The sequence below is a fragment of the Amycolatopsis vancoresmycina genome (assembly GCF_000716785.1).
GTDB lineage: Bacteria > Actinomycetota > Actinomycetes > Mycobacteriales > Pseudonocardiaceae > Amycolatopsis > Amycolatopsis vancoresmycina.
In genome coordinates this window covers 331,159-355,482 of record NZ_JNYY01000003.1, presented here as the reverse complement: position 1 = coordinate 355,482, position 24,324 = coordinate 331,159, and the positions used below count along the sequence as shown (strand labels likewise).

Annotated in this window: 27 protein-coding genes; 16 read left to right on the top strand and 11 right to left on the bottom strand. The window is 70.9% G+C overall.

From position 1 onward, the window contains the following. Positions 1–47: 47 nt before the first annotated feature. Both hemW and OO60_RS09145 read right to left on the bottom strand, forming a co-directional pair. Positions 48–1,280 (bottom strand): radical SAM family heme chaperone HemW, encoded by a 1,233-nt coding sequence (gene hemW, locus OO60_RS09150; RefSeq protein WP_081911172.1) that lies wholly within the window; start codon positions 1,278–1,280, stop codon positions 48–50. Positions 1,281–1,326: 46 nt separating this feature from the next. Beyond that, positions 1,327–1,743, bottom strand: coding sequence for a VOC family protein (locus tag OO60_RS09145; protein ID WP_003091096.1), 417 nt, complete (start codon positions 1,741–1,743; stop codon positions 1,327–1,329). A gap of 147 nt (positions 1,744–1,890) precedes the next feature. Here OO60_RS09145 and OO60_RS48400 point away from each other — a divergent pair, with 147 nt between their 5' ends. The 7 genes from OO60_RS48400 to OO60_RS09115 all read left to right on the top strand — a co-directional run bounded on the left by OO60_RS48400 (position 1,891) and on the right by OO60_RS09115 (position 7,568). Next, positions 1,891–2,001, top strand: coding sequence for a putative leader peptide (locus tag OO60_RS48400; protein WP_420835565.1), 111 nt, complete (start codon positions 1,891–1,893; stop codon positions 1,999–2,001). A 106-nt stretch (positions 2,002–2,107) separates the two neighbouring features. After that, the gene (locus OO60_RS09140; protein WP_003091095.1) at positions 2,108–3,796 is read left to right on the top strand and encodes a nitrite/sulfite reductase; all 1,689 of its coding nucleotides are present in this window, start codon (positions 2,108–2,110) and stop codon (positions 3,794–3,796) included. Further along, positions 3,793–3,948 (top strand): eL43 family ribosomal protein, encoded by a 156-nt coding sequence (locus OO60_RS47730; protein WP_003091094.1) that lies wholly within the window; start codon positions 3,793–3,795, stop codon positions 3,946–3,948. The genes OO60_RS09140 and OO60_RS47730 overlap by 4 nt, the downstream gene beginning before the upstream one ends. Next, positions 3,945–4,640 (top strand): phosphoadenylyl-sulfate reductase, encoded by a 696-nt coding sequence (locus tag OO60_RS09130; protein WP_003091093.1) that lies wholly within the window; start codon positions 3,945–3,947, stop codon positions 4,638–4,640. Before OO60_RS47730 ends, OO60_RS09130 begins: the two co-directional genes overlap by 4 nt. A gap of 11 nt (positions 4,641–4,651) precedes the next feature. Next, positions 4,652–5,572, top strand: coding sequence for a sulfate adenylyltransferase subunit CysD (gene cysD, locus OO60_RS09125; RefSeq protein ID WP_003091092.1), 921 nt, complete (start codon positions 4,652–4,654; stop codon positions 5,570–5,572). Further along, entirely contained in the window at positions 5,572–6,834 is a 1,263-nt protein-coding gene (locus OO60_RS09120; RefSeq protein ID WP_003091091.1) for a sulfate adenylyltransferase subunit 1, read from the top strand. Before cysD ends, OO60_RS09120 begins: the two co-directional genes overlap by 1 nt. Further along, positions 6,831–7,568: a sirohydrochlorin chelatase gene (locus OO60_RS09115; RefSeq protein WP_003091090.1), complete on the top strand. Its 738-nt coding sequence runs from the start codon at positions 6,831–6,833 to the stop codon at positions 7,566–7,568. The genes OO60_RS09120 and OO60_RS09115 overlap by 4 nt, the downstream gene beginning before the upstream one ends. Here OO60_RS09115 and OO60_RS09110 read toward each other — a convergent pair. After that, positions 7,565–8,974 (bottom strand): RICIN domain-containing protein, encoded by a 1,410-nt coding sequence (locus tag OO60_RS09110; RefSeq protein ID WP_033261180.1) that lies wholly within the window; start codon positions 8,972–8,974, stop codon positions 7,565–7,567. The two genes, OO60_RS09115 and OO60_RS09110, sit on opposite strands and share 4 nt — an antisense overlap. A gap of 282 nt (positions 8,975–9,256) precedes the next feature. On the opposite strand from OO60_RS09110, the gene OO60_RS09105 reads away from it, so the two are divergent. Continuing rightward, the gene (locus OO60_RS09105; protein ID WP_003091087.1) at positions 9,257–9,886 is read left to right on the top strand and encodes a hypothetical protein; all 630 of its coding nucleotides are present in this window, start codon (positions 9,257–9,259) and stop codon (positions 9,884–9,886) included. Between the two features lie 85 nt (positions 9,887–9,971). Further along, positions 9,972–10,739, top strand: coding sequence for an enoyl-CoA hydratase family protein (locus OO60_RS09100; RefSeq protein ID WP_003091086.1), 768 nt, complete (start codon positions 9,972–9,974; stop codon positions 10,737–10,739). 56 nt (positions 10,740–10,795) lie between these two features. On the opposite strand, the gene OO60_RS09095 is transcribed toward OO60_RS09100, so the two are convergent. The 3 genes from OO60_RS09095 to OO60_RS09085 are packed head-to-tail and all read right to left on the bottom strand — an operon-like array spanning position 10,796 to position 11,828. After that, complete coding sequence (locus tag OO60_RS09095; RefSeq protein ID WP_003091083.1) at positions 10,796–11,161, bottom strand: barstar family protein; 366 nt, start codon at positions 11,159–11,161, stop codon at positions 10,796–10,798. Continuing rightward, entirely contained in the window at positions 11,158–11,616 is a 459-nt protein-coding gene (locus OO60_RS09090) for a guanyl-specific ribonuclease (protein WP_003091082.1), read from the bottom strand. Before OO60_RS09090 ends, OO60_RS09095 begins: the two co-directional genes overlap by 4 nt. Before the next feature lie 11 nt (positions 11,617–11,627). Continuing rightward, positions 11,628–11,828: a hypothetical protein gene (locus tag OO60_RS09085; protein WP_003091081.1), complete on the bottom strand. Its 201-nt coding sequence runs from the start codon at positions 11,826–11,828 to the stop codon at positions 11,628–11,630. Positions 11,829–11,887: 59 nt separating this feature from the next. On the opposite strand from OO60_RS09085, the gene OO60_RS09080 reads away from it, so the two are divergent. From OO60_RS09080 to OO60_RS09070, 3 genes are all read left to right on the top strand, one after another. Beyond that, positions 11,888–12,853: a quinone oxidoreductase family protein gene (locus OO60_RS09080; RefSeq protein ID WP_003091080.1), complete on the top strand. Its 966-nt coding sequence runs from the start codon at positions 11,888–11,890 to the stop codon at positions 12,851–12,853. A 136-nt stretch (positions 12,854–12,989) separates the two neighbouring features. Further along, positions 12,990–14,030, top strand: a complete 1,041-nt coding sequence (locus OO60_RS09075; protein ID WP_003091079.1) for an alpha/beta fold hydrolase — start codon at positions 12,990–12,992, stop codon at positions 14,028–14,030. 90 nt (positions 14,031–14,120) lie between these two features. Further along, a complete protein-coding gene (locus OO60_RS09070) occupies positions 14,121–15,557 on the top strand; it encodes an amino acid permease (protein WP_033261179.1) in 1,437 nt (478 codons plus the stop codon). Here OO60_RS09070 and OO60_RS09065 read toward each other — a convergent pair. From OO60_RS09065 to OO60_RS09055, 3 genes are read right to left on the bottom strand one after another with little or no spacing between them, the layout of a single operon-like run. Beyond that, positions 15,554–16,603 carry an NAD(P)H-dependent flavin oxidoreductase gene (locus OO60_RS09065; RefSeq protein ID WP_003091076.1) on the bottom strand — a complete coding sequence of 350 codons (1,050 nt, stop codon included), beginning with the start codon at positions 16,601–16,603 and terminating at the stop codon, positions 15,554–15,556. The two genes, OO60_RS09070 and OO60_RS09065, sit on opposite strands and share 4 nt — an antisense overlap. Positions 16,604–16,620: 17 nt before the next feature. Further along, a complete protein-coding gene (locus tag OO60_RS09060; RefSeq protein WP_003091075.1) occupies positions 16,621–16,977 on the bottom strand; it encodes a nuclear transport factor 2 family protein in 357 nt (118 codons plus the stop codon). Positions 16,978–17,026: 49 nt separating this feature from the next. Next, a complete protein-coding gene (locus OO60_RS09055) occupies positions 17,027–17,536 on the bottom strand; it encodes a MarR family winged helix-turn-helix transcriptional regulator (protein WP_003091074.1) in 510 nt (169 codons plus the stop codon). A gap of 108 nt (positions 17,537–17,644) precedes the next feature. On the opposite strand from OO60_RS09055, the gene OO60_RS09050 reads away from it, so the two are divergent. The 4 genes from OO60_RS09050 to OO60_RS09035 are packed head-to-tail and all read left to right on the top strand — an operon-like array spanning position 17,645 to position 21,674. After that, the gene (locus tag OO60_RS09050; RefSeq protein WP_003091073.1) at positions 17,645–19,417 is read left to right on the top strand and encodes a family 20 glycosylhydrolase; all 1,773 of its coding nucleotides are present in this window, start codon (positions 17,645–17,647) and stop codon (positions 19,415–19,417) included. Between the two features lie 48 nt (positions 19,418–19,465). Then, a complete protein-coding gene (locus OO60_RS09045) occupies positions 19,466–20,620 on the top strand; it encodes a pentapeptide repeat-containing protein (RefSeq protein WP_003091072.1) in 1,155 nt (384 codons plus the stop codon). A gap of 8 nt (positions 20,621–20,628) precedes the next feature. Further along, positions 20,629–21,075, top strand: a complete 447-nt coding sequence (locus OO60_RS09040; RefSeq protein WP_003091071.1) for a pyridoxamine 5'-phosphate oxidase family protein — start codon at positions 20,629–20,631, stop codon at positions 21,073–21,075. A gap of 26 nt (positions 21,076–21,101) precedes the next feature. Beyond that, positions 21,102–21,674, top strand: a complete 573-nt coding sequence (locus OO60_RS09035) for a PH domain-containing protein (RefSeq protein ID WP_003091070.1) — start codon at positions 21,102–21,104, stop codon at positions 21,672–21,674. A gap of 6 nt (positions 21,675–21,680) precedes the next feature. On the opposite strand, the gene OO60_RS09030 is transcribed toward OO60_RS09035, so the two are convergent. Together OO60_RS09030 and lepA are read right to left on the bottom strand one after the other, a co-directional pair. After that, complete coding sequence (locus OO60_RS09030) at positions 21,681–22,250, bottom strand: Uma2 family endonuclease (protein WP_003091069.1); 570 nt, start codon at positions 22,248–22,250, stop codon at positions 21,681–21,683. A gap of 132 nt (positions 22,251–22,382) precedes the next feature. After that, positions 22,383–24,221: a translation elongation factor 4 gene (gene lepA, locus OO60_RS09025; protein ID WP_003091067.1), complete on the bottom strand. Its 1,839-nt coding sequence runs from the start codon at positions 24,219–24,221 to the stop codon at positions 22,383–22,385. Positions 24,222–24,324 lie beyond the last annotated feature (103 nt).

Genomic DNA, 24,324 nt, shown 5'->3' with positions numbered 1-24,324 from the left:
AAGTCGTTGCTGAATACAAGCAACGACCCGGTCTCGGGTTTTAATCCCTAGCCGGCGAGGCGGCGGACCACCCCGTCGGCCAGCAGCCGCCCGCGGTCGGTGAGCACCGCGCGGCCCCGGCTGTCCAAAGCGGACGGATCGAGCAGCCCCTCGGCCGCGGCCGCGCGGGCCTCGGCGAGCCCGGGCTCGTCCAGCACGTCGAGCGGCAGCCCTTCGGCGACGCGCAGCTCCAGCATGATCCGTTCCAGGTGCTGGTCGTCGTCGGTGAGCACCTCGCGCCCGCCCGCGGGCGAGTGGCCGTCGGCGAGCAACGCCGTGTAGCGCGCCGGGTGCTTGACGTTCCACCAGCGCACCCCGCCGACGTGGCTGTGCGCGCCTGGGCCCGCGCCCCACCAGTCGGCGCCCCGCCAGTAGCCGAGGTTGTGGCGGCAGCGGGCCGCGTCGGAGGCCGCCCAGTTCGACACCTCGTACCAGCGCAGCCCCGCCGCCGACAGCGCCGCGTCGATCATCTCGTAGTCCGCCGCCAGCACGTCGTCGTCCGGGGCGGGCAGCTCGCCGCGGCGCACGCGGCGGGCCAGCGCCGTGCCCTCCTCGACGATCAGCGCGTAGGCCGACACGTGGTCGACGCCGGCGGCCAGCACCGCGTCGAGCGTGGCGAGGAGGTCGTCGGGACGTTCGCCCGGCGTGCCGTAGATCACGTCGAGGTTCACGTGGTCGAACCCGGCCGCGCGCGCTTCGGCGACCGCCCGGCCTGGCCGGCCCGGGGTGTGCACGCGGTCGAGGATCTTCAGCACGTGCGGCGCGGCCGACTGCATGCCCAGCGAAACCCGGGTGTAGCCGGCCTCGCGGATCCCGGCGAAGAACTCCGGCGACGTCGACTCGGGGTTCGACTCGGTCGTCACCTCGGCGCCGGGGGCGAGCCCGAAGACGTCGCGGACGGCGTCGAGCACCGATCGCAGCCCGTCCGCGCCGAGCAGCGACGGCGTGCCGCCGCCGACGAACACCGTGTCGGCGGCGGGCGGGACGACCAGCACCCGCGCGGCGAGTTCCAGCTCGCGCCGCAGCCCTTCGAGCCAGGACTGCGGCGACGAGCCGGTGTCGAGCTCCCCCGCGGTGTAGGTGTTGAAGTCGCAGTAGCCGCAGCGCGTGGCGCAGAACGGGACGTGCACGTACACCCCGAACGCTCTGCTGCCGAGCCCCTTCAGCGCGCTTTCCGGCAACGCCGGATCGATCGGTGTGGCGGGGTCGGGACGCAGCACGGGCACACCGGAATTCTCCACCCCGTCACGCCCGGTCGCCTCAAGGGGCCGATCGGGTTAACACCCGTTACGACGCCGGGAGGTTGGCCGCCGCCCAGTCCGGGTCGACCGGGATCATCTCGATGACGTCGAGCAGCACGCCGTTCGGGTCGGCGAAGTAGAAGTGCCGCTGCCCGTAGACCTCGTCGACGACCGGGGCCACCAGCTCGATCCCGGCTTCTTCCAGCCGCTTCGCCTCGGCGCGGGCGTCTTCGACGACGAGCCCGAACGACAGCCCGGACACTTCCTGTGTGCGGTGGCCGGCCGGGATCGACTCGTGCCCGCGCTGCACGAAGCTGATCTCGAACCCCGGCGCACCGGCGTTGACGCTGGCGAACCAGTCGAGCTCGACCGTGACCGGCAGGCCGACGACGTCCGCGTAGAAGCGGGTGGTCGCGGCGACGTCGTCGACCAGGTAACCCGCCCCGAAACCCTTGACCTGCATCCCCAGTTCCTCTCTGCAAACCACTGTGCGTGAAGTACTCTACATGTAGTGGTTTGTTGAGACAAGAGAGCGTACACAAGGCGGTTGACACGGTTTTCGCAGGTAAGTGACCCTTCTCCCACCATCCGGGCACCCCTGGACCACATTGTGGACGCGTGGCACGCTGACGCCGTGACTCATGCCGGTGTTCTGCTCGTGGCCCGCCGCCACGTCGACCTCCTGCGGGTCGCGAGCGCCCTCTGCGCACCCGTTCGCTGACTGCCGTCGCCACCACCTGCCACGAAATCTGGACAGCCGGCGCCGGAGGAGACCGGCGAGCCGGTGGTCCTCCGCCGCCACGAAAAGCCTCTCGGAGGACGCCGCCATGGCCACGCCCCAAACCCCAGCCCGCCCCGCGCGCGCCAAGCAGAAGCGCGGTGAAGGGCAGTGGGCGCTCGGTTACCGGGAGCCGCTGAACCCGAACGAGCGGTCGAAGAAGGACGACCACCCGCTCAACGTGCGGGCGCGGATCGAGAACATCTACGCCCACCGCGGGTTCGACGCGATCGACCCGGGCGACCTGCGCGGCCGGTTCCGCTGGTTCGGCCTCTACACCCAGCGCAAGCCGGGGATCGACGGCGGCCGCACCGCGACGCTCGAGCCCGAAGAGCTCGACGACCGTTACTTCATGCTGCGGGTCCGGATCGACGGCGGCGCCCTGACCACCGCCCAGCTCACCGTGCTCGGCGAGATCTCGCAGGCGTACGCGCGCGACACCGCCGACATCACCGACCGGCAGAACATCCAGTACCACTGGATCCGGATCGAAGACGTCCCGGCGATCTGGGCCAAGCTCGAGAACGCCGGCATGACGACGATGGAGGCGTGCGGCGACAGCCCCCGCGTCATCCTCGGCTCGCCGGTCGCGGGCATCGCCGCCGACGAGGTGATCGACGGCACCCCGGCGATCGAGGAGATCAAGCGCCGCTACATCGGCAAGCCCGAGTACGCGAACCTGCCCCGCAAGTTCAAGACCGCGATCTCCGGCCAGCCGGACGTCGCCCACGAGATCCACGACGTCGCCTTCGTCGGCGTCGACCACCCCGAGCACGGGCCCGGCTTCGACGTCTGGGTCGGCGGCGGCCTGTCGACCAACCCGATGCTCGGGCAGCGCCTCGGCGCCTGGATCCCGCGCGACGAGGTTCCGGACGTCTGGGAAGGCGTCATCTCGATCTTCCGCGACTACGGCTACCGGCGGCTGCGCTCGCGGGCCCGCATCAAGTTCCTGGTCAAGGACTGGGGCGCCGCGAAGTTCCGCCAGGTGCTGCAGGACGAGTACCTCAAGCGCGAGCTGATCGACGGCCCGCCGCCGGCCGACCCGGCCGTCCCGATCGACCACGTCGGCGTGCACCCGCAGGTCGACGGCAAGTTCTACGTCGGCGCGGCACCGATCGCGGGCCGGTCGAGCGGTGGCACGCTGGTCGCCGTCGCCAAGGCCGCCGAGCGGGCGGGCTCGGGCCGGGTGCGGCTCACCCCGCAGCAGAAGCTCGTCGTGCTCGACGTCCCCGAGGACCGGGTCGCCACGCTGTCGGCCGAGCTGGCCGAGCTGGGCCTGGAGACCAAGCCGTCGCCGTGGCGGCGCGGGGTGATGGCCTGCACCGGGCTGGAGTTCTGCAAGCTCGCCATCGTCGAGACGAAGGCCCGCGCGCAGCAGCTCGTCGCCGACCTCGAGAAGTCCCTCGCCGACATCCAGGACGGCCTCGACACGCCGGTCACCGTGCACCTCAACGGCTGCCCGAACTCCTGCGCGCGGATCCAGACCGCGGACATCGGCCTCAAGGGCCAGATCGTCACCGACGCCGACGGCAACCAGGTCGAAGGCTTCCAGGTGCACCTGGGCGGCGGGCTCGGCCTCGACGCCGGGTTCGGCCGGAAGCTGCGTGGCCACAAGGTGACGTCCGGCGAGCTGACCGGGTACGTCGAGCGGGTCGTGCGCAACTACGTGACCGGGCGCGAAGCCGGGGAACGGTTCGCGCAGTGGGCCGCCCGCGCCGAGGAAAGTGCCCTCCAGTGACGTCCGACGAGCGCGCGGCGCCGTACTACTGCCCCTATTGCGGCGACGAGGACTTGCGGCCGGAAGAGAACGGCGGCTGGCTGTGTTCTGCCTGTCGCCGGGTTTTCTCGGTCAAGTTCCTCGGACTGTCCCTTCCGGAGGTGTCCCGATGACCGCCACTGCCGACTACAAGACCCTCGCCGAGCGCGCGTCGAAAGAACTCGCCGACGCCACCGCCGAGGAGGCGATCCGCTGGACCGTCGACACGTTCGGCGACGACTTCATCGTCGCGTCCAACATGCAGGACGCCGTGCTGATCGACCTCGCCACCAAGGTGAAGTCCGATGTGGACGTTCTGTTCCTGGAGACCGGCTACCACTTCCCGGAAACCATCGGCACGCGCGACGCGGTCCAGACGGTGTACCCGGACGTCCGCATCGTGAACGCCCAGGCCGAGCAGAGCGTCGCCGAGCAGGACGCCGAGTACGGCGCCAAGCTGCACGACCGCGACCCGACGCTCTGCTGCAACCTGCGCAAGGTCGTGCCGCTGCGCAAGACCCTCGCCAACTACTCGGCGTGGGTGACCGGCGTCCGCCGGGTCGACGCGCCGACCCGCGCGAACACCCCGATCGTCACCTGGGACGACCGCAACGGCCTGGTCAAGATCAACCCCATCGCGGCGTGGACCGACGACGAGTTCAACGGCTACATCCGCGAGCACGGGATCCTCGAAAACCCGCTGGTCTCGATCGGGTTCCTGTCGATCGGCTGCGCACCCTGCACCGCGCGCGTGGAGCCGGGGCAGGACCCGCGCAGCGGCCGGTGGGCGGGGCAGAGCAAGACCGAGTGCGGACTGCACGGCTGAGGAAGGGACGCATGACGACCTTGGAGCCCGCGACCGATGCGGCACAGGACAACCTGGCAGCCTTGGAATCCGAGGCCATCCACATCTTCCGGGAGGTGGCGGGCGAGTTCGACCGGCCGGTGATCCTGTTCTCCGGCGGCAAGGACTCGACGCTGCTGCTGCACCTGGCGATCAAGGCGTTCTGGCCGGCGCCGGTGCCGTTCCCCCTGCTGCACGTGGACACCGGCCACAACTTCGACGAGGTCCTCGAGTTCCGCGACCGCGTCGTCGAAAAGCACGGCCTTCGCCTGGTCGTCGCGAAGGTGCAGGACTGGATCGACGACGGACGCCTGGAAGAGCGCGCGGACGGGATGCGCAACCCGCTGCAGACCACGCCGCTGCTCGACACCATCGCCGAAAACAAGTTCGACGCAGTGTTCGGCGGCGGCCGCCGTGATGAGGAACGCGCCCGGGCGAAGGAGCGGATCTTCAGCCTCCGCAACGCCTTCGGCCAATGGGAGCCGCGGCGCCAGCGGCCCGAGCTGTGGAACCTCTACAACGGCAGGCACCGCCCGGGCGAGCAGGTCCGCGTCTTCCCGCTGTCCAACTGGACCGAGGCCGACGTCTGGAACTACATCGCGCGCGAGAAGGTCGAACTGCCGTCGATCTACTACGCGCACAAGCGGAAGGTGTTCCGCCGCGACGGCATGTGGCTGACCGAGGGCCCGTGGTTCGGCCCCCGGCCGGACGAGGACATCCACGAGCTGAGCGTGCGCTACCGGACCGTCGGCGACGGCTCCTGCACCGGCGCGGTGGAGTCCGCCGCGGCCACCGTCGAAGAGGTGATCGCCGAGGTGTCGGCGTCCCGGTTCACCGAGCGCGGCGCCACCCGCGCCGACGACCGGATGTCCGAGGCGGCCATGGAAGACCGCAAGCGTGAGGGGTACTTCTGATGAGTTCGCTGCTGCGCCTGGCCACCGCCGGGAGCGTCGACGACGGCAAGTCCACCCTGGTCGGCAGGCTGCTGTACGACACGAAGTCGGTGCTCGCCGACCAGCTGGACGCCGTCACCCGCGCGTCCGTCGACAAGGGATTGTCCACTCCGGACTTGTCGCTGCTGGTCGACGGCCTGCGCTCGGAACGCGAGCAGGGCATCACCATCGACGTCGCCTACCGCTACTTCGCGACGCCGAAGCGGTCGTTCGTGCTGGCCGACACGCCGGGGCACGTGCAGTACACGCGCAACACGGTGACCGGCGCGTCCACCGCGCAGCTGGCCGTGCTGCTGGTCGACGCGCGCAAGGGCGTGATCGAGCAGACCCGGCGGCACGCGGCCGTGCTGGCCCTGCTCGGCGTGCCGCAGCTGGTACTGGCGGTGAACAAGATCGACCTGGTCGGCTACGACGAGGCGACGTTCACGGTGATCGCCGAGGAGTTCGCTTCGCACGCGGAGTCACTGGGCTACGCGCGGGGTTCCGTGCTCGCCGTCCCGGTGTCCGCGCTGGAAGGCGACAACGTCGCGACGCGCTCGGAGCGGACGCCGTGGTACACCGGCCCGAGCCTGCTGGAGCACCTGGAGGACGTGCCGGTCGCGCCGGATCCGCACGACTCGGCGCTGCGGTTCCCGGTGCAGTACGTGATCCGCCCGCGCACCCCCGAGTACCCGGACTACCGCGGCTACGCGGGCCAGATCGCCGCGGGCACCGTACGCCCGGGGGACGAGATCGTCGTGCTGCCGCAGGGCATCCGCAGCCGCGTCGAGCGCATCGACACCGCGGACGGGCCCCTGGACGAGGCCGGCGCCGGGACGTCGGTGACGCTGCTGCTCACCGACGACATCGACATCTCCCGCGGCGACCTGATCGCCGCCGCGGACGCGCCACCGCGGGTGACCGACGAGATCACCGGCACGGTGTGCTGGCTGTCGTCCAAGCCGCTCAAGCCGGGTGCGCGGGTGCTCGTCAAGCACGGCACCCGCACGGTGCAGGCGCTGGTCGGCGAGTTGCACGCCCGCTTCGACGAGCAGACACTGTCCAGTGTGGACTCACCGGCGTCGCTGGAGCTCAACGACATCGGCCGCGTCACCCTGACGCTGGCCGAGGAGCTGGGCGTCGACGACTACGGCGTCAGCCCGCGCACCGGCGCGTTCCTGGTGATCGACCCGAAGGACGGCGACACCCTCGCCGCGGGCCTGGTGGGTGAACGCTTCTCGTGACGCCGCCCCTGGTCGCCGTCGCGCACGGCAGCCGCGACCCCCGCTCGGCGGCGACCGTGCGGGCACTCGTCGACGTCGTGCGCGCCCAGGCCCCGGGCGTTCCGGTACACGAGTCCTTTTTGGACCTCTCGGCACCGTTGGTGACCGACGTGCTGCGGGGGTTGTACGCGGACGGCCACCGGACGGCGATCGTGGTGCCGCTGCTGCTGGGCAGCGCGTTCCACGCCCGGGTCGACCTGCCGGCACTGATCGCCTCGGTGACAGCGTCGTGCCCGGGTTTCGTCGTGCGCACGTCCGACGTGCTGGGCGCGGACCCGGCACTGGAGGCCGTCGCCCTCGACCGGCTGGCGGCGGCCCCGCGGCACCGGGACACGGGTGTGCTGGTCAGCGCGGTCGGCTCGTCGAACGCCGAAGCGAACGCGATCGTCGCCTCGCTGGCTGCGCGGTGGGAGGACCGGCTGGGGCTGCCGGTGAGCGAGGCGTTCGCGAGCGCCACCCAGCCGGACATCCCGGCGGCGGCCGAGCGGCTGCGCGCCCGCGGCGTCCGGCACCTGGTGGTGGCGTCGTGGTTCCTGGCCCCGGGCCTGCTGCCGGACCGCATCGCGCGGCTGGCCCGCGAAGCCGACCCGGAGGCGTTCATCGCGGCACCGCTGGCGGACGACCCGCGGGTGGCGGACGTCGTTGTGGCGCGGTACGCCACCGCCGTCAGCGGGCTGCTCCGGCAGTACGCCTAACCGGCGGCCACGATCCGCCACCGCTGGTTCGCGCTGCCGCTGTCGGCATACTGGCCCAGGTCGGCGCCGCTGCCCGTGCGGCCCGCGCCGTCCAGGTACTCGCCCGTGGCGGCGTTCCTGATGCGGACGTTGTTCGCGTCCGTCACCACCGTCCACTGCTGGTTCGCGCTGCCGCTGTCGCCGTACTGGCTCACCGCCGCGCCGTTGGCCGTGCGGCCCGCGCCGTCCAGGTACAGGCCCGTCGCCCGGTTCTTGATGCGTACGCGGTTGCCGTAGTTTTCGACCGTCCACCGCTGCTCGGGCCGGCTTGCGTCGCCGGTTGCCTGGCCCGCGGTGGAGCCGGTGGCCGTCCGGCCGAGGCCGTCGGCGTACAGGCCGGTGGCCGCGTTGACGATCCGGACGTCCGTGCCGCCGCCGTCACCGATGCCCCACGCGTACTGCAGGCGGGTCAGGCCGGTCGGGTTCACCAGGGACAGCTGGGTGCCGGACCGGGTCGTCAGGCTGTACCAGTCGCCGTCGCGCAGGCCCGGCCAGTACACGCTGCCCACGCCGAGGCTCCGCAGCTTCGCGCTGACACCCCGGATGTAGTCGGCGAAGAACGACCCGCTCGGGATGCTGTAGTCGATCGTGTCGTAGTGGACGCCGTTCTTGCTGCCGGGGCCCATCGGGCCGCCCCACTCGGTCACGATCGTCCGGTCCGCGTACCCGCCGATGTACCTGCCGATGTGGTTCGCCCACTCCGTTTCGCTTTCGTAGCCCGCGAAGAACGAGTAGTCGTGGGCCGCCAGCAGCGTCCCGTCGAGGCGGTGGTCGGCGCCGACCGCGGGCACGTTCTGGGCGTACCCGGTCCCGTCGAGGACCACGCGGCCGCGCGGCACGCTCGGATACCGCGTCAGCCAGGCGTTGTAGAAGTTGTTCAGGTCGCTCGCGCCGTAGCTGTACGGCTCGTTGATGACCTCGAAGTAGGCGTTCGGGTTGCTGCCGTACCGGGCGACGACCTTGTCCCACATCTGCTGGAACCCGGTGGTGCTCGCCGGTTTCCCGCCGCTGTAGGCCCAGTACGCGAGGATCACCCGGCCCTTGCCCAGCGCGGTGTCGATCGCGCCGGTGTAGGTGTCCCAGTAGCCGGCGACCGTCGGCTCGTTGATCGGCATCCGGACCGTGTCCGCGCCGGTGAGCGCGTACATCCGGCCGACGAGCTGGTCCGCGGTTGCTGCGGCCGACGCGTGCGTGTCGGCCGAGCTCAGCCCGGACACGTACAGCACGCCGTTGACGAAGTTGTCCCGCGCATCGGCCCAGTTCACGCCCCGGAACCCGGCGGTCGACGCCTGGGCCTGCGGCGGCCCGGCGCTCAGCAGCCCGCCGGCCAGCACGACCACCGCCAGCACCCTGGAGAACAGACTCATCGTCGCGTCCCTTCCCTGCTCGACGTGACACAGGTAACAGAGGGACCGCGAGCCGGACCAGGGTTCCGAAAGGAAGCGGTCAGGATCGATCGGAGAAGAACACGGCCGCGGTCACGCAGCGGCACCACCACCGCCAGAAGGTGACAAACATTCACATTTTGTTGTCACCGTGCGCGCATGGGAACAGTGAATCCTTGACGCGTTACTTAACTTGCCGGTAACAATCTGAATGCTGCGCAGCTTTCGCCCTCCCCTCGTGAAATCGCAGGCAGGTGGACACAGATGAAAGCTCTTCGCCTTTCTCGGCTCGCCGCGCTGACCGCGGCCGCGACCCTTCCGATCGCCCTCGCCGCCCCGGCTTCGGCGGCCACTTCGGTGACCTTCGACTGCCAGGCCAACTCTCCCATCATCGGGCCGCAGCACGTGGCGCTCACCCAGGACGCCGTCGTGACCGCGCCGCCGGCCGTGGCCCCCGGCGCCGCGTTCGACGTCGTCATCGACCCGGCACCGAACACCGTGCCGGGCACGGTGAGCGGCAACAAGGTCAAGAACATCAACACGTTCGCGCTGAAGATCCCGATCCCGGCCAACTCGTCCTACGTCGGCGCCGCGCTGTCCGGCGGCTCCGGCCTCGGCTCGACGCCGCCGGTAATCACTGTCGCGAACAACGTGGCGACGCTGAGCTTCCCGGGCCCGATCGCCGGCGGCGCGACGTTCGAACTGCCCACCGTCACCGCGCACCTGAAGGCCGGTCAGTCGGGCACCATCCAGACCAAGCTGGCCGGCACCAGCTACAGCGATCCCGGCCTGACGTTCAAGGCGGTGGCGAGCACCATCATCGGTGACCTCACCGCGCCGACGGCCTGCTTCCCCAACCCGAGCCCGGTCTTCACCACCACGACCATCGGCTGAGTGCCGGGCCACCCCGCGGGCCGCCACCCGCGGGGTGGCCCGCGTAACACCGGCCGGGCGCGGCGCATGTGCAAGGGTGTCGGACATGGCTGACGAACTGGTGCACTACGACGTGGTGGGCGGCACCGCCACGATCACCCTGGACTCCCCGCACAACCGCAACGCGCTGTCGGCGCAGCTGCGCCGCGAACTGTCGTCCGCGCTGGCGTCGGCGGCCGCCGACGACGCCGTGCGCGTGATCGTGCTGACCCACACCGGGCCGGTGTTCTGCGCGGGGATGGACCTCAAGGAGGCCCGCGGCGCCGGCGCGGGCGACCAGGGCGTGAACGAGTTCCCGCGCATCCTCGAGCAGCTGTGGACCAGCCCGAAGCCCGTGGTGGCGCGCCTGGCGGGCCCGGCCCGGGCGGGTGGCATCGGCATGGTGGCGGCGTGCGACATCGCGGTGGCGGTCCCGGAAGCGACGTTCGCCTTCTCCGAAGTCCGCATCGGCGTGGTCCCGGCGATCATCTCCCTGACGGTCCTCCCGCGGTTGAACCCGCGCGCGGCCCACGAGCTGTTCCTGACGGGCGACACGTTCGACGCCCGCCGGGCGGTCGAGATCGGCCTGCTGAACTCGGCCACCCCCGACCTCGACGCCGAGGTGGCCCGGTTCGTGAAGGCCCTGGCGGCGGGCGGCCCGAAGGCGCTGGCCGAGACGAAGGCCCTGCTGAGCCGCCCCCGCCCGGCCACCCCGTCGGACGGCTTCGAGGAGATGCTCGGCCTGTCGGCGAAGTTCTTCGCGAGCGAAGAAGGCCAGGAGGGCATCCTGGCCTTCGCCCAGAAGCGCAAGCCGAGCTGGATCCCGCAGGACTGACCCGCCGGTCGTGAGTGAGAAACAGTGTTCTAACGCTGTTTCTCACTCACGACGGCTCAGGCGTCCGGCAGCACCACCGTGAGCCGCCACGAACCGGCGCTGCGGCCGCTCGGGCCGAGCGCGCGCTGCGCGTCGGAAAGCACGCTGCGGATGGCCAGGTACGTCTTGGGCTCCGCCTTGCGCAGGGCGTCCGAACCCGGCCAGATCAGCACGTGCTCCCCCGGCGGCAGCCACGACAGGTCGGTCAGGCAGTCGTAGAGCGCGTCCAGGTTGTGGCCGAAGTAGTCCGGAAAGGACAGTGCGTCGGCGAACGCGGTCAGCGTGCTCGCCTTGTCCACGGTCGGCCGGGAGTTGACCAGGTGCGGGTACGCACCGCGGGCGAACGCCTCTTCCGCCGCCGCCTTCGCGTCGCCGGCGCTCATCGGGCCGGGTCCACGACGACGAACGACGCGTAGTGGTCGCCGGTGTAGTACAGCTCGTGCGCCTGCCCGGTGATCAGCCGCCGCGCGCCGCGGTCCGGGCTGCCCGGCGTCTTCACCGTGTACTCGTGGTAGTAGCCGGACTTCTTGCCGGGCAGGCGTTTCTCGCGGTTCTCGAACACGACGTCGTCGTTGCGCGGGTAGGGGTACGGGCCGCCCGCCTCGATCAGTTTCCAGGTGTCCGACGCCTGCGGCGGCAGCGCGGAAAGCGCCTTCACCGGCAGGCCGGAGTCCGTGCCCGGCACCGCGGCGCCGCCCTTGGCGGGGGCACCGGCGGAAGTGCTCGACGGGGTTCCCGGCGATGACGAGCCGCCGAGGTTGTCCTTGACCAGCCAGCCCCCCAGCACCAGCACGAGGAGCCCGATCAGCGCGGCGGTGATCCGCCTTCGGTTGAACATGGTGCGCGAGCCTATGCCGAGGAGTCGGAGTCGTCGTCACGCCCCGGAGCCAGCCGCCCGGCGAACAACCCGACCACCTTGTCGAGCACCCAGGCGGCGGCCAGGCACAGCGGCACGACGACCACCATGACCAGCACGAACTGCACCGGGAACCAGGCCTGGGCGAGCCACAGCTCGACCCCGTCCCACCAGTCGGCCAGCCCGTTGAACACGGTGTGAGCCTACGCGCGCCCTGCTGCCCCCGCGCCCCAGGGGCGGTACGTTGCAGGACATGTTCGCCGTGTACGCGCAGGAACCCAACGCCGAAAGCCCGCTGGACTCGCTCGTCGTCGGCGAGCGCCCCGAACCCGAAGTGCCGGACGGCTGGGTCCGCGTGCACGTCAAGGCGGCCAGCCTCAACATGCACGACCTCTGGACGCTGCGCGGCGTCGGGATCAAGCCGGACCAGTTCCCGATGATCCTCGGCTGCGACGGCGCCGGCACCCTCGACGACGGCTCCGAAGTGGTGCTGCACTCGGTGATCAACGCCCCGGGCTGGCAGGGCGACGACACCCTCGACCCGAAGCGCACGCTCCTGACCGAGAAGCACCAGGGCACCTTCGCCGACCAGGTCGTCGTGCCGGCCCGCAACGTCGTCCCGAAGCCCGCCGGGCTGAGCTTCGCCGAAGCCGCCACGATGGGCACGGCGTGGCTGACCGCGTACCGGATGCTCTTCGTGAAGTCGGGGCTGCGCCCGGGGCAGACGATGCTCGTGCAGGGCGCCTCCGGCGGCGTCTCGACGGCGCTGGTGCAGCTCGGCCGCGCGGCCGGGTTCCGGGTCTGGGTCACCGGCCGCAGCGAGGAGAAGCGCGCGCTCGCCACCAGCCTCGGCGCGCACCAGGCGTTCGAGTCGGGCGCCCGGCTGCCCGAGCGCGTCGACGCCGTGTTCGAGACCGTCGGCAAGGCCACCTGGTCGCACTCGGTCAAATCGCTCAAGCCGGGCGGGATCATCGTGGTGTCGGGCTCGACGAGCGGCCCGGACGCGCACGCGGAGCTGCAGCGCGTCTTCTTCCTCCAGCTGCGCGTCGCCGGCTCGACCATGGGCACCCGCGACGAGCTCGCGGACCTGCTCGCCTACCTCGATCTCACAGGTGTCCGGCCGCAGATCGGCGCGGAACTTCCATTTTCCGAAGCACCCAAGGGCTTCCAGGCGATGCTCGACGGGGACACCGCCGGCAAGATCGTCTTCACCCGCTGAACCGCCGTGAGCTGGGCGGATCGCCGGATCCGCCCTGCTCCGGCATCTGGTGAATTCTTGACGTCTTCAGTTCGAGACCTGGTCGTTAGCACCGAAATTCGACCAAAACCCCACTCCGGCCAGGTAATCTGTAGTCATGACCGCGACGAAGCGGCCCGCTCCGGCTGAACCGGGCGGCCGGCCCAGTGACGCAGGCCCGATCCGGGTCTCCTTCCGGCGCTACGCCGGCGTCCGCACCCGGGTGCTCGAGGTCGGCGACCCCGAACCGGAGCAACCCGCCGCGCGCCGCTCCCTGCGCCGCCGGGCCGCGGCGCCGCACGTGAAGCCGTCGGCACCGCGCCTGGTGCTGCTGCACGGTTACTGCGACAGCGCCGATACCTGGCGCCCCGCCCTGGAGCAGCTCGCGGCCGCCGGGATCCCGGCGGTCGCGGTCGATCTGCCCGGGTTCGGCGACGCGCAGCCGCTGCGGCCGGGCCCGATGCTGCCCCAGCTCGACGCGTTCACCACCGCCGTCGTCCGCGAGCAGGCGGTGCTCGGCTCGGTCGTGCTGGCCGGCAACTCGCTCGGCGGCACCATGAGCCTGCGCGCGGCGCAGAACAGCCGGCTGCCGATCTCCGGCGTCGTCTCCATCGCCGCGCCCGGGTTCGTCGACTCGTGGCTGATCCGCGCCGTCGCGCGCTACCCGCTGCCGCTGCGGCTGTACTCGTCCCTGCCCCTTCCGGTGCCGGGGTTCCTGGTGCGCAAGGTCGCCGAGCAGGTCGTCCCGCGGCTGCTGTACGCCGACTCGAGCGTCGCCGACGCCGTGCAGGTGCAGCGCTTCACCGCGCTGTTCCCGGACTACCGCGCGACCAAGAGCCGGCTGGAGGAGGCCCGGCAGCTCGTCGCGGAGCTCGCCGACGCCTACCGGCTCGAGTCGGTGAAGGTGCCGCTGCTGGTCGTCGCGTGCGGCAAGGACAAGCTCGTCACCGCGGCGTCCGGGCGGCAGCTGCACACGCTGGTGCCGCACAGCAGGCTGCTGGTCCGCGAGGACTGGGGGCACTGCCCGCAGCTGGACGACCCGGTCGAGATCGCCGAGCTGCTCGGCTACTTCGCCGCGGGCGCGGTCCGGACCACGCAGGCCAAGCGGGCCGTGGCGACGGCGTCGGAGGCCGTGAGCGAAGACACCGCGGCGGGCTGAGCGGCTCACGCTGTCTTCACGCGGAGTTGGCGGTAGGTTCCGGCGAGGGTCCGTGATCCGGGCTCTCCACCGACCGTTCGGGAGACGATGATGTCCGCTCCAGTGGGTGCCGGCTCCGGCATCTTCCGGCGCAAGCCGATCGACCAGATCCAGGACACGCCGGAAAGCGGCGGCCTGCAACGCACCCTGGGGCTGTGGCAGCTGACCGCCATCGGCATCGGCGGCATCATCGGCGCCGGGATCTTCGCCCTCGCCGGCAGCGTCGCGCACGGCGACGACGCGGCGGGCATCCCGGGCGTCGGCCCCGCGGTGCTGATCTCGTTCCTCATCGCCGGGGTCGCCAGCGCCGCGGCGGCGTTCTCCTACGCCGAGTTCGCGGGCCTGATCCCCAAGGCCGGCTCGGCCTACACCTACGGCTACGCGGTGCTCGGCGAGGTCGTCGGCTGGTTCATCGGCTGGGACCTGCTGCTGGAGTACACCGCGATCGTGTCGGTGGTGGCGATCGGCATCTCCGGCTACTTCAACTTCCTGCTCGGCCAGATCGGCCTCGACCTGCCCGCGTGGATGCTCGGCGCGCCCGGCACCGGCCCCGGCCACAAGGTCGACCTGTTCGCCGCGCTGCTGTGCCTGCTGATCGCGTTCCTGCTCAACCGCGGCATCCGCAGCGCCGCCCGGTTCGAGACGGCGATGGTCGGGATCAAGGTCCTGATCGTGCTGGTGGTCATCCTGGTCGGCTTCTTCTACGTCAAGACCGGCAACTACACGCCGTTCGCGCCCGCGGGCTTCGGCGGTGCGGTGACCGGCGCGGCCACGGTGTTCTTCGCCGTCTTCGGTTATGACGCCATGAGCACCGCCGCGGAGGAGTCGAAGGACGCGCAGCGGCACATGCCGAAGGCGATCCTGTACTCGCTGGCCATTTCGATGGTGCTGTACGTGCTGGCCTGCCTGGTGCTGACCGGCATGCAGAAGTACACCGAGATCGACCCGAAGAGCGGCTTCTCGACGGCGTTCAAGTCGGTCGGCCTCGACGGGCTGGCCACGGTGATCGCGATCGGCGCCATCGTCGGCATCCTCACCGTGCTGTTCACGTTCCTGATGGGCGCCACCCGCGTCGGCTACTCGATGAGCCGCGACGGCCTGCTCCCGCCGTGGCTGGGCAAGACCCACCCGACCCGGCAGGTGCCGAGCCGGATGACGTGGATCCTCGGCGGCGCGTCCGCGGTCATCGCCGGCGTGCTGCCGATCGGCGAGGCCGCGGAGCTGACGAACATCGGCATCCTGCTCGCGTTCGTCGTCGTCTGCGTCGCGGTGATCGTGCTGCGCTACAAGCAGCCGGACCTGCCGCGGACGTTCAAGACGCCGGGCATGCCGGTGGTGCCCGCGATCGGCGTGGTGTTCTCGATCTGGCTGATCACGTTCCTGCAGCCGGCGACCTGGCTGCGGTTCGCCGTCTGGTTCGTCATCGGCCTGATCATCTACTTCCTGTACAGCCGGCGGCACTCGGTGCTGAACCGCACGGACGCCTAGCGGATCCGGTCGAGGCGCGCGGCGGCGTCGCGCGCCTCGACCTTCAGCCGTTCGATGATCACGGCGGCCGAAGCGTCGTACGCGAGCGGGTAGGTCTGGCCCGCCCACAGCGAAATCGCTTCCGGGTCACCGGCCTTCGCCGACGCCCTGCGCACCGGCCCGGCCAGGTGGTTGAGCTGCGGGTACGCCGCGGGTGCGCCCTCGGACAGCGCGTCCATGAACTTGTTGACCAGGCCCCGCGCCGGGCGGCCGCTGAAGGCGCGGGTGAACGCCGTCTCGCGCTCGGCCAGCGCCAGGGCCTTGCGGTGCGCCTCGGACGTCCCGGCTTCGTCCGCGCGCAGGAAGACGGTGCCCAGCTGGGCGGCCGCGGCCCCGGCGGCGAGGACGGCCGCGACGTCGGCACCGTGCACCAGCCCGCCGGCGGCGATCAACGGCAGGTCGACCCGCGCGGCGACGAGCCGCAGCAGGGCCAGGACGCCGTACTCGGCGCCCCCGCCGGGCCGGTGGGCGTCGTCGGTGAACAGGCTCCGGTGCCCACCGGCCTCGAAGCCCTGCAGGACCAGCGCGTCGGCGCCGAGGTCCGCCGCCCGCTGCGCGGCTTCCGGCGTGGTCACGGTGACGACGACCGTGCTCCCGGCCTCCTTCAGGCGCACCACGTCCGACGGGGTGGGCGGGCCGAAGGTGAACGACACCACGGGGATCCGCTGCTCGAGGACGACGTCCAGCTTCGCCGGGTAGCTGTCGTCATCCCACTTCGGTTCGCCGAGTTCGACGTCGTACTCGCGGGCGAACGCCTCCAGCCGCTCGCGGTGCGCACCGATGTCGGCGCCGGTGTCCGGCTGCGGGACGAAGAGGTTGACGCCGAACCCGCCCGTGGTGAGCTCCCGCGTCCGGTCGATCTGCGCGGCCAGCGCGGCGGGGGTGAGCATGCCGGCGGAGAGGAAGCCGAAGCCACCGGCCTCGGTCACCGCGGCGACCAGCTCGGGGGTGGTGGGACCGCCCGCCATCGGCGCGGCGACGACCGGGAACGTCAGCTCGTCGAACATGCCACCGAGCGTAGTACTCAGGCGGGCAGCAGCATCGTGTAGAGCTTCTCGATCACGCCGTCCTTGATCAGCGCGACATCGATCCCCCGCACGACCGGCGGGGCGCCTTCCGGGCCGAGCTGCCAGGCGAGGTGGCCCAGATCGTGGTTGACGAGCACCGGGCCGGCGGGCGAGAACACGAAGCCCGGCGACTGGTCGAGCAGCCCGCGCGCCTTGGCGTTCAGGGCTTCGTGACCGGTCACGAACCCTTCCGGGTCGGCGAACTCGACGCCGGCCGCGTAGGTCTCGGCGATCGCCTTGGCGCGCCGCTCGTCGTCACGCTCGTTGAACACCTTGAGCAGATTGGCTTCCATCAGCTCGGCCACCGTCGCCATGCGTCCTCCTCGGGTCCGCCGCCATATTACGTGACATGTCACGTAACTGTCAGGGGTGGTCGCTCGGCCGGGGCAGGCTGCCACGCTCGACGAGCGTGTCGTAGACGCGTTCCAGCAGCGTCGCCAACTGCGCCTGTTCCCCGGACCCGAGGGCGTCCAGGAACGCTTCGCGCACGAAGGCGACGTGGTCCGGCGCGGCCTCCCGCAACGTCTCCCAGCCCGCTCCCGACAGCACGACCTCGGTCACCCGGCGGTCGTCGGCGGCGGTCCCGGTCTCGACCAGCCCGCGGTCCCGCATCCGCCCGAGGTGGTGCGAGAGCCGGCTGCGCTCCCAGCCGATGCGGATCGCGAGGTCGGTGACCCGCATCCGGCCGCCGGGCTCGCTCGTCAGGGCGACCAGCACGTGGTAGTCGGCGAGCGAGATCCCGCTGTCGGCGCGCAACTGCCGGTTCAGCTCGTACTCCAGCCGCAGGTGCACCTTCATGTAGGCGTACCAGGCGGCCGTTTCGGCCTCCGAGAGCAGCGCGAACGGCGATCCCGGCACGAAGTCCCGCGTCACCGGCCGAGCTTAACCACCCAAACTGGTCTAGACCATCAGCGCGGGAAGTGCGACCATCCGGGCAGGTGCGACGGCGAGGTCGCGCCCTGCCCGCCAGGAGGTCCCCCGGTGAAGACGTCCCGAACGCGGCGCCTCGGCCGCGCGCTCGCCGTACTGGCCCTGATCGGCGCCAGTACGGCCGCTGCCCAGCTCACCCCGGCGTCGGCGGCCACGCCGGCACTGCAGTCGATCGTGCCGGTGCCGGTCTCGGTGACCCCGGCCGCCGGCGTCACGTTCCCGCTGGTGGCGACGACGAAGATCGTCACCGAAGCCGGTTCGGCGCCGGCCCGCCAGGTCGGCGACTACCTGGCCGGGGTGCTGCGCCCGTCGACCGGCTTCGCGCTGCCGGTGTCCGACACCCCGGCCTCGGTGCCGTCGGACAGCATCGCCCTGCTGCTCAGCGGCGCACCGGCGTCCGTCGGCGCGCAGGGCTACCAGCTGGTGTCGACGGCGGCTTCGGTCACCGTGCGGGCGGCCACCGCGGACGGGCTCTTCGCGGGCGTCCAGACCCTGCGGCAGCTGCTGCCGGGCCGCGTCGAAAGCCCCACCGCCCAGCAAGGCCCGTGGAGCATCCCCGGCGCGACGATCGTGGACTACCCGCGGTTCGCCTACCGCGGCGCGATGCTCGACGTGGCCCGGCACTTCCACCCGGTGTCGACGGTGAAGCGGTACCTCGACCAGCTGGCCCAGTACAAGATCAACAACCTGCACCTGCACCTGGCGGACGACCAGGGCTGGCGCATCCAGATCGACAGCTGGCCCCGCCTGACGACGTACGGCGGCAGCACCCAGGTCGGCGGCGGCGCGGGCGGCTACTACACGAAGGCGCAGTACGCGGACATCGTGGACTACGCGGCGTCGCGCCACATCACGATCATCCCGGAGATCGACATGCCGGGGCACGTGAACGCGGCGCTGGCGTCGTACGCGGAGCTGAACTGCAACGGGGTGGCGCCCGCGTTGCGCACCGACACCGCGGTCGGCTACAGCTCACTGTGCATCTCGAAGGACATCACGTACACGTTCGTCGCGGACGTCCTGCGTGAACTGGCGGCCATGACCCCGGGCCCGTACCTGCACATCGGCGGCGACGAAGCTTCGGCGACTTCGCAGGCGGACTACGTGACGTTCATGAACAAGGTGCTGCCCCTGGTCGCGGCGACGGGCAAATCGGTGGTGGGCTGGCACGACATCGCGAAGGCGTCCCTGCCGGCGTCGGCGACACCGCAGTTCTGGGGGACGACGACGTCGGATTCCGGTGTCTCGACGGCGGTTTCCCGCGGCAGCAAGGTGATCCTGTCGCCGGCGAACAAGGCGTACCTGGACATGAAGTACAACAGCTCGACCCCGATCGGCCTGTCGTGGGCGGGCTACATCGAGGTCCAGGACGCGTACGGCTGGAACCCGGGCTCGTACCTGTCGGGCGTCGGCGAAGCGGCGGTCCGCGGGGTGGAATCGCCGCTGTGGACGGAAACCGTGGTGAAGCCGGCGGACATCGACTACCTCGCGTTCCCGAGGCTCGCGGCGCACGCGGAACTGGGCTGGTCACCGTGGTCGACGCACGACTGGACGGCGTTCCGGACCCGCCTGGGCGCGCAGGCCCCGCGCTGGGTGGCGCAGTCGATCAACTTCTACCGCTCGACCCAGGTGACGTGGGACGACGGCGGGACGACGAACCCGGGCACGTGCACGGACCCGGAGTGGAGCGCGTCGCAGGTGTACACGGGCGGGAACGTGGTGGCCCACAACGGCCACAAGTGGACGGCGAAGTGGTGGACGCAGGGCGAGGAGCCGGGAACGACGGGCCAGTGGGGAGTGTGGACCGACAACGGCGCCTGCTGAATCGCCGAACCATCGCGCCGGGCGGGCCGGGCGTGGCACAGTCGACGGGTGAGCGAACCGCCCGGCACCGTCCCGGAGAAACCCGCCCGGCGCGCCGAACGCCTCGGCAAGGTGCTCACCACCCGGGCCATCGTGCTCGCCGGGCTGATCGTCGTCGTGGTCGCGCTCGGGACGCTCTGGCTGCTGCTGGCGCTGTTCGGCGACGGCACACCGGCGGACCAGGCGCAGCTGGACGTCTTCCGCGCGACCGGCAACGTCGTGCTCGGCGCGGGCGGTGCCGTCGCGCTGGTGCTGGCCGCGCGGCGGCAGCGCCTGGGCGAGCTCGAACTGCGCCGGAAGGAGCAGGAGCTCGCCCAGCGCGACCACGCCCAGAAGCACGTCGAGCAGGTGGCGGCGGACACCGCGGCGCACCAGCAGCGGCTGGCCGAGGACGCGCGCGTCGACGCGGCGGAGCGGCGCATCACCGAGCTCTACACCAAGGCCGCGGACCAGCTGGGGTCGGAGAAGACGCCGATCCGGCTGGCCGGCCTGTACGCACTGGAACGGCTGGCCCAGAGCACACCGGGCCAGCGGCAGACGATCGTCAACCTGCTCTGCGCCTACCTGCGGCTGCCGTACGCGCTGCCCGCCGGACCGCCGCCGGGCCACCAGGGCGACGAGGAGTTCGAGGTCCGCGGCACGGCCCAGCGCATGCTGGCCAACCACCTGTACCCCGGCGACGTTCCCGGGGTGACACGGCCGGAGTTCTGGCCCGGGATCACGCTGAACCTGACTCGGGCCGTGCTGTGCCACTTCGACTTCCGGGGCTGCCGGGTCGGCCACGTCCGGTTCGGCGGCGCGCGGTTCGCCGGCTGGACCCGGTTCGAGGACGTCGAATTCACCGGCTACGCGATCTTCGGCGGCAGCACGTTCGACCGGTCGGCGAACTTCGTCCGGGCCCGGTTCCACGGCCGGGCGGTGTTCCGGGGGACGACGTTCCGCAGCAACGCGATGTTCGACGAAGCCGTGTTCTCCGACGAAGCGTTGTTCGGCGGGCCACGCATGGTCGACGGCGTACCCCACCCGGACGGCGCCGTGTTCGGCGGCACCGTCTCCTTCGCCGCCGCGACCTTCGCACGGGACGTCGTCCTCGAAGACACCAAGGTGGCGGACGAGGCGGCCGGCCATGTCTGGCCGTCGCGCGGGGACAGTCCGGCAGGTTAGGTTGGGGCATGAGCGTTGATCTGGAGCAGGTTCGCACGCTGTCGCTGCAGGAGAACGGCCTCGCCACCGTCGCCACGACCCGTGCGGACGGCACCGTGCACGCCTCCGTCGTCAACGCCGGTGTCCTCGACGACCCGGTGACCGGCGCCCCGGGCGTCGCCTATGTCGCTGTCGGGCGGGCGCACAAGCTCGCGCTGCTGCGGCGGGCCGGGCACGCCACCGTGACCTTCCGCCGGGGCTGGAACTGGGTCTCCGTCACCGGCGCCACCCACCTCGTCGGGCCCGACGACCCCGATCCCGCCTTCGACCCCGCGGGCCTGCCGCAGCTGCTGCGGGACGTCTTCGTCGCCGCCACCGGCACCCACGACGACTGGGCCGAGTACGACCGCGTGATGGCCGAAGAGCGGCGGGTCGCGGTGTTCGTGCGGGCGGACCGGATAATCGGCAATCCCTGACCCACCCGGCCCCCGGAGTCGTCCCGTTGTCCTCCTTCCGTGTCACCACGCCGGTCAAGATCCTGCTCGGCGTGCTCTTCGTCGCCGACGCCGGCTTCGGCGCGGCCCTCGCGCTCGGGCTGCTGCGCGGACTGTCGCCGTGGCTGATCGGCGGCGCCTACGCGGCGACCGTGCTCATCGCCGTGCTGGCCTACCGGGCTTCCCGCGCCCGCGCGCTCAAGCGCGGCTTCGACGGGCTGCGCGATCTCACGATCGGCGACGAAGGCATCCGCCTCCCCGCCGGCACGCTCAGCACCCGGGTGGTCCCGTGGGCCCAGATCGCCGACGTCACCACCCGGCGTTCGGCCCGCTTCGGTGACGGCCACCTCCGCGACGCCCTCTGGCTCGACCTGGTCACCGGCGGCGGCATCGAGAGCTCGGTCCAGCGGTACGCGCCCCGCGGCAAGCTCGAACCGGCACCGCCGCAGCGACGGCAGTTCGACCAGACGGCGATCCTCGACCCGGCCCTGTTCGACGCGGTGGTCGAGCGGCTCCGGAAGGAACTCCGGCACCGGCAGCTGCACGCCCAGCTCCGCAGCACCCGCCTCCGGGAGTACTGACCGGCGTCAGCCGAGCCGGCCCAGCAGCTCCCGGGGCACGATCCGCACCGGGAACGGCCGCTCGAGTTCGGCCGGTTCGTCGCCGGCTGCCTTGGCCACCTGCTGGTAGTGGCCGTCCTCGTCCAGCTCGAAGACCGTCAACGCCGGCTCAACCGGGTCGATCACCCAGTAGCTGCCCGTGCCGAACCGTTCGTAGACCGCCTTCTTGAGGTTCATGTCGTAGATCGCCGTGCTGGGCGACAGGACTTCGACGGCCAGCACCGGCGGCGCCGGGAGGTCCTTCTCGGTGAAGTCCTCGTCCCGGCCGACCAGGACATCCGGCTGCAGTTCCGTGTCATCGCCCGAGTGCACCGCGAACGGCGCGACAAGAACGTCGTACTCGGCCGGGCACGCGTCCTCGAGAACCCTCGCAAGCCTGAACACGATCTTCTGGTGTCTTCGTCCCGGCGCGGGGCTCACGATGAGCACCCCGTCGATGAGTTCGTGACGCCGTCCATCGTCGGGCATCCCCTCGAGGTCGCGCACCGTCAGGGGGCCAGAATCGGCGGGATGCTCGAGGTCAGCCATGACCGTCATGGTGCTCTCCTTTCGCTCTTCACACCAGAGGAGACCAGAGACCACCGACAGAAACCGCATCGAACGCGAGTTCGGCGCCCATATTCACACCACCGCGTGAATATGGGCGCCGCTGTCACATCAGCAGAACAGTTACTTCTTCTTCCCGGAGTCCTCAGTGGACAGTGCGGCGACGAAGGCTTCCTGCGGGACCTCGACCCGGCCGACGGTCTTCATCCGCTTCTTGCCTTCCTTCTGCTTCTCCAGCAGCTTCCGCTTCCGCGAGATGTCACCGCCGTAGCACTTGGCGAGCACGTCCTTGCGGATCGCGCGGATCGTTTCCCGCGCGATGATCCGCGACCCGACCGCCGCCTGGATCGGCACCTCGAACTGCTGGCGCGGGATCAGCTCGCGCAGCCGCGTCGCCATCCGGTTGCCGTAGCCGTAGGCCGCGTCCTTATGCACGATCGCCGAGAACGCGTCGACGGTTTCGCCCTGCAACAGGATGTCCACCTTGACCAGATCCGAAATCTGCTCGCCCGCCTCTTCGTAATCGAGAGACGCGTAGCCGCGCGTACGCGACTTCAGCGTGTCGAAGAAGTCGAAGATGATTTCCGCGAGCGGGATGTTGTAGCGCAGTTCGACGCGATCCTCGGACAGGTAGTCCATGCCGAGCAGGGTGCCGCGCTTGGTCTGGCACAGCTCCATGATCGTGCCGACGAACTCCGACGGCGCGAGGATGCTCACCTTCGACACCGGCTCGTGCACCTCGGCGATCTTCATCCCGGTCGGCCAGTCCGACGGGTTGGTCACGACCACCTCGCTGCGGTCCTCCAGCACCACGCGGTAGATGACGTTCGGCGCCGTCGAGATCAGGTCGAGGCCGAACTCGCGCTCGAGCCGGTCACGCGTGATCTCCAGGTGCAGCAGGCCCAGGAACCCGCAGCGGAAGCCGAAGCCCAGCGCCACCGACGTCTCCGGCTCGTACGCGAGCGCCGCGTCGTTCAGCTGGAGCTTGTCCAGGGCCTCGCGCAACTCGGGGTAGTCGGAACCGTCCACCGGGTACAGTCCCGAGTAGACCATCGGCTTCGGCTCGCGGTAGCCGGCCAGCGGCTCCTTCGCGCCGTGGCGCTCCGACGTCACGGTGTCGCCGACCTTCGACTGGCGGACGTCCTTCACGCCGGTGATCAGGTAGCCGACCTCGCCGACGCCGAGGCCCTTGCTGGGCTTGGGCTCGGGCGAGATGATCCCGACCTCGAGCAGCTCGTGCGTGGCGCCGGTGGACATCATCCGGATCCGCTCGCGGGGGGTGATCTTGCCGTCGACGACCCGGATGTAGGTGACGACGCCGCGGTAGGTGTCGTAGACCGAGTCGAAGATCATCGCCCGGGCCGGTGCGTCGGCATCCCCCTGCGGGGCCGGGACCTGCTTGACGACCTCGTCGAGCAGCTCGCCGACGCCCATGCCGGTCTTGGCCGAGACCCGCAGCACGTCCTCCGGTTCGCAGCCGATGATGTGGGCGAGCTCACCCGCGTACTTGTCGGGGTCGGCCGAGGGCAGGTCGATCTTGTTGAGCACCGGGATGATCTGGAGGTTGTTCTCCAGGGCCAGGTAGAGGTTGGCCAGCGTCTGGGCCTCGATCCCCTGCGCGGCGTCGACCAGCAGGATCGCGCCTTCGCACGCCTCCAGCGCCCGGGAGACCTCGTAGGTGAAGTCCACGTGGCCGGGCGTGTCGATCATGTGCAGGACGTGGTCCTGCCCGTCGACCTGCCAGGGCAGCCGGACGTTCTGCGCCTTGATCGTGATGCCGCGCTCGCGCTCGATGTCCATCCGGTCGAGGTACTGGGCCCGCATGGCGCGCTCTTCGACGACGCCGGTGAGCTGCAGCATGCGGTCGGCCAGGGTCGACTTGCCGTGGTCGATGTGCGCGATGATGCAGAAGTTCCGGATCAGCTCCGGCGGCGTGAAGGTGGTGTCGGCGAACGTCGTCACTCGAATGAGTCCTCGGAAAGTCGGGGATGGCCACCTCTATGTTCCCATGACCCTCCGGGTGCGGGTGGGGGTCATCCCCGATGCGGGTTGTTCCGCGAAGTGG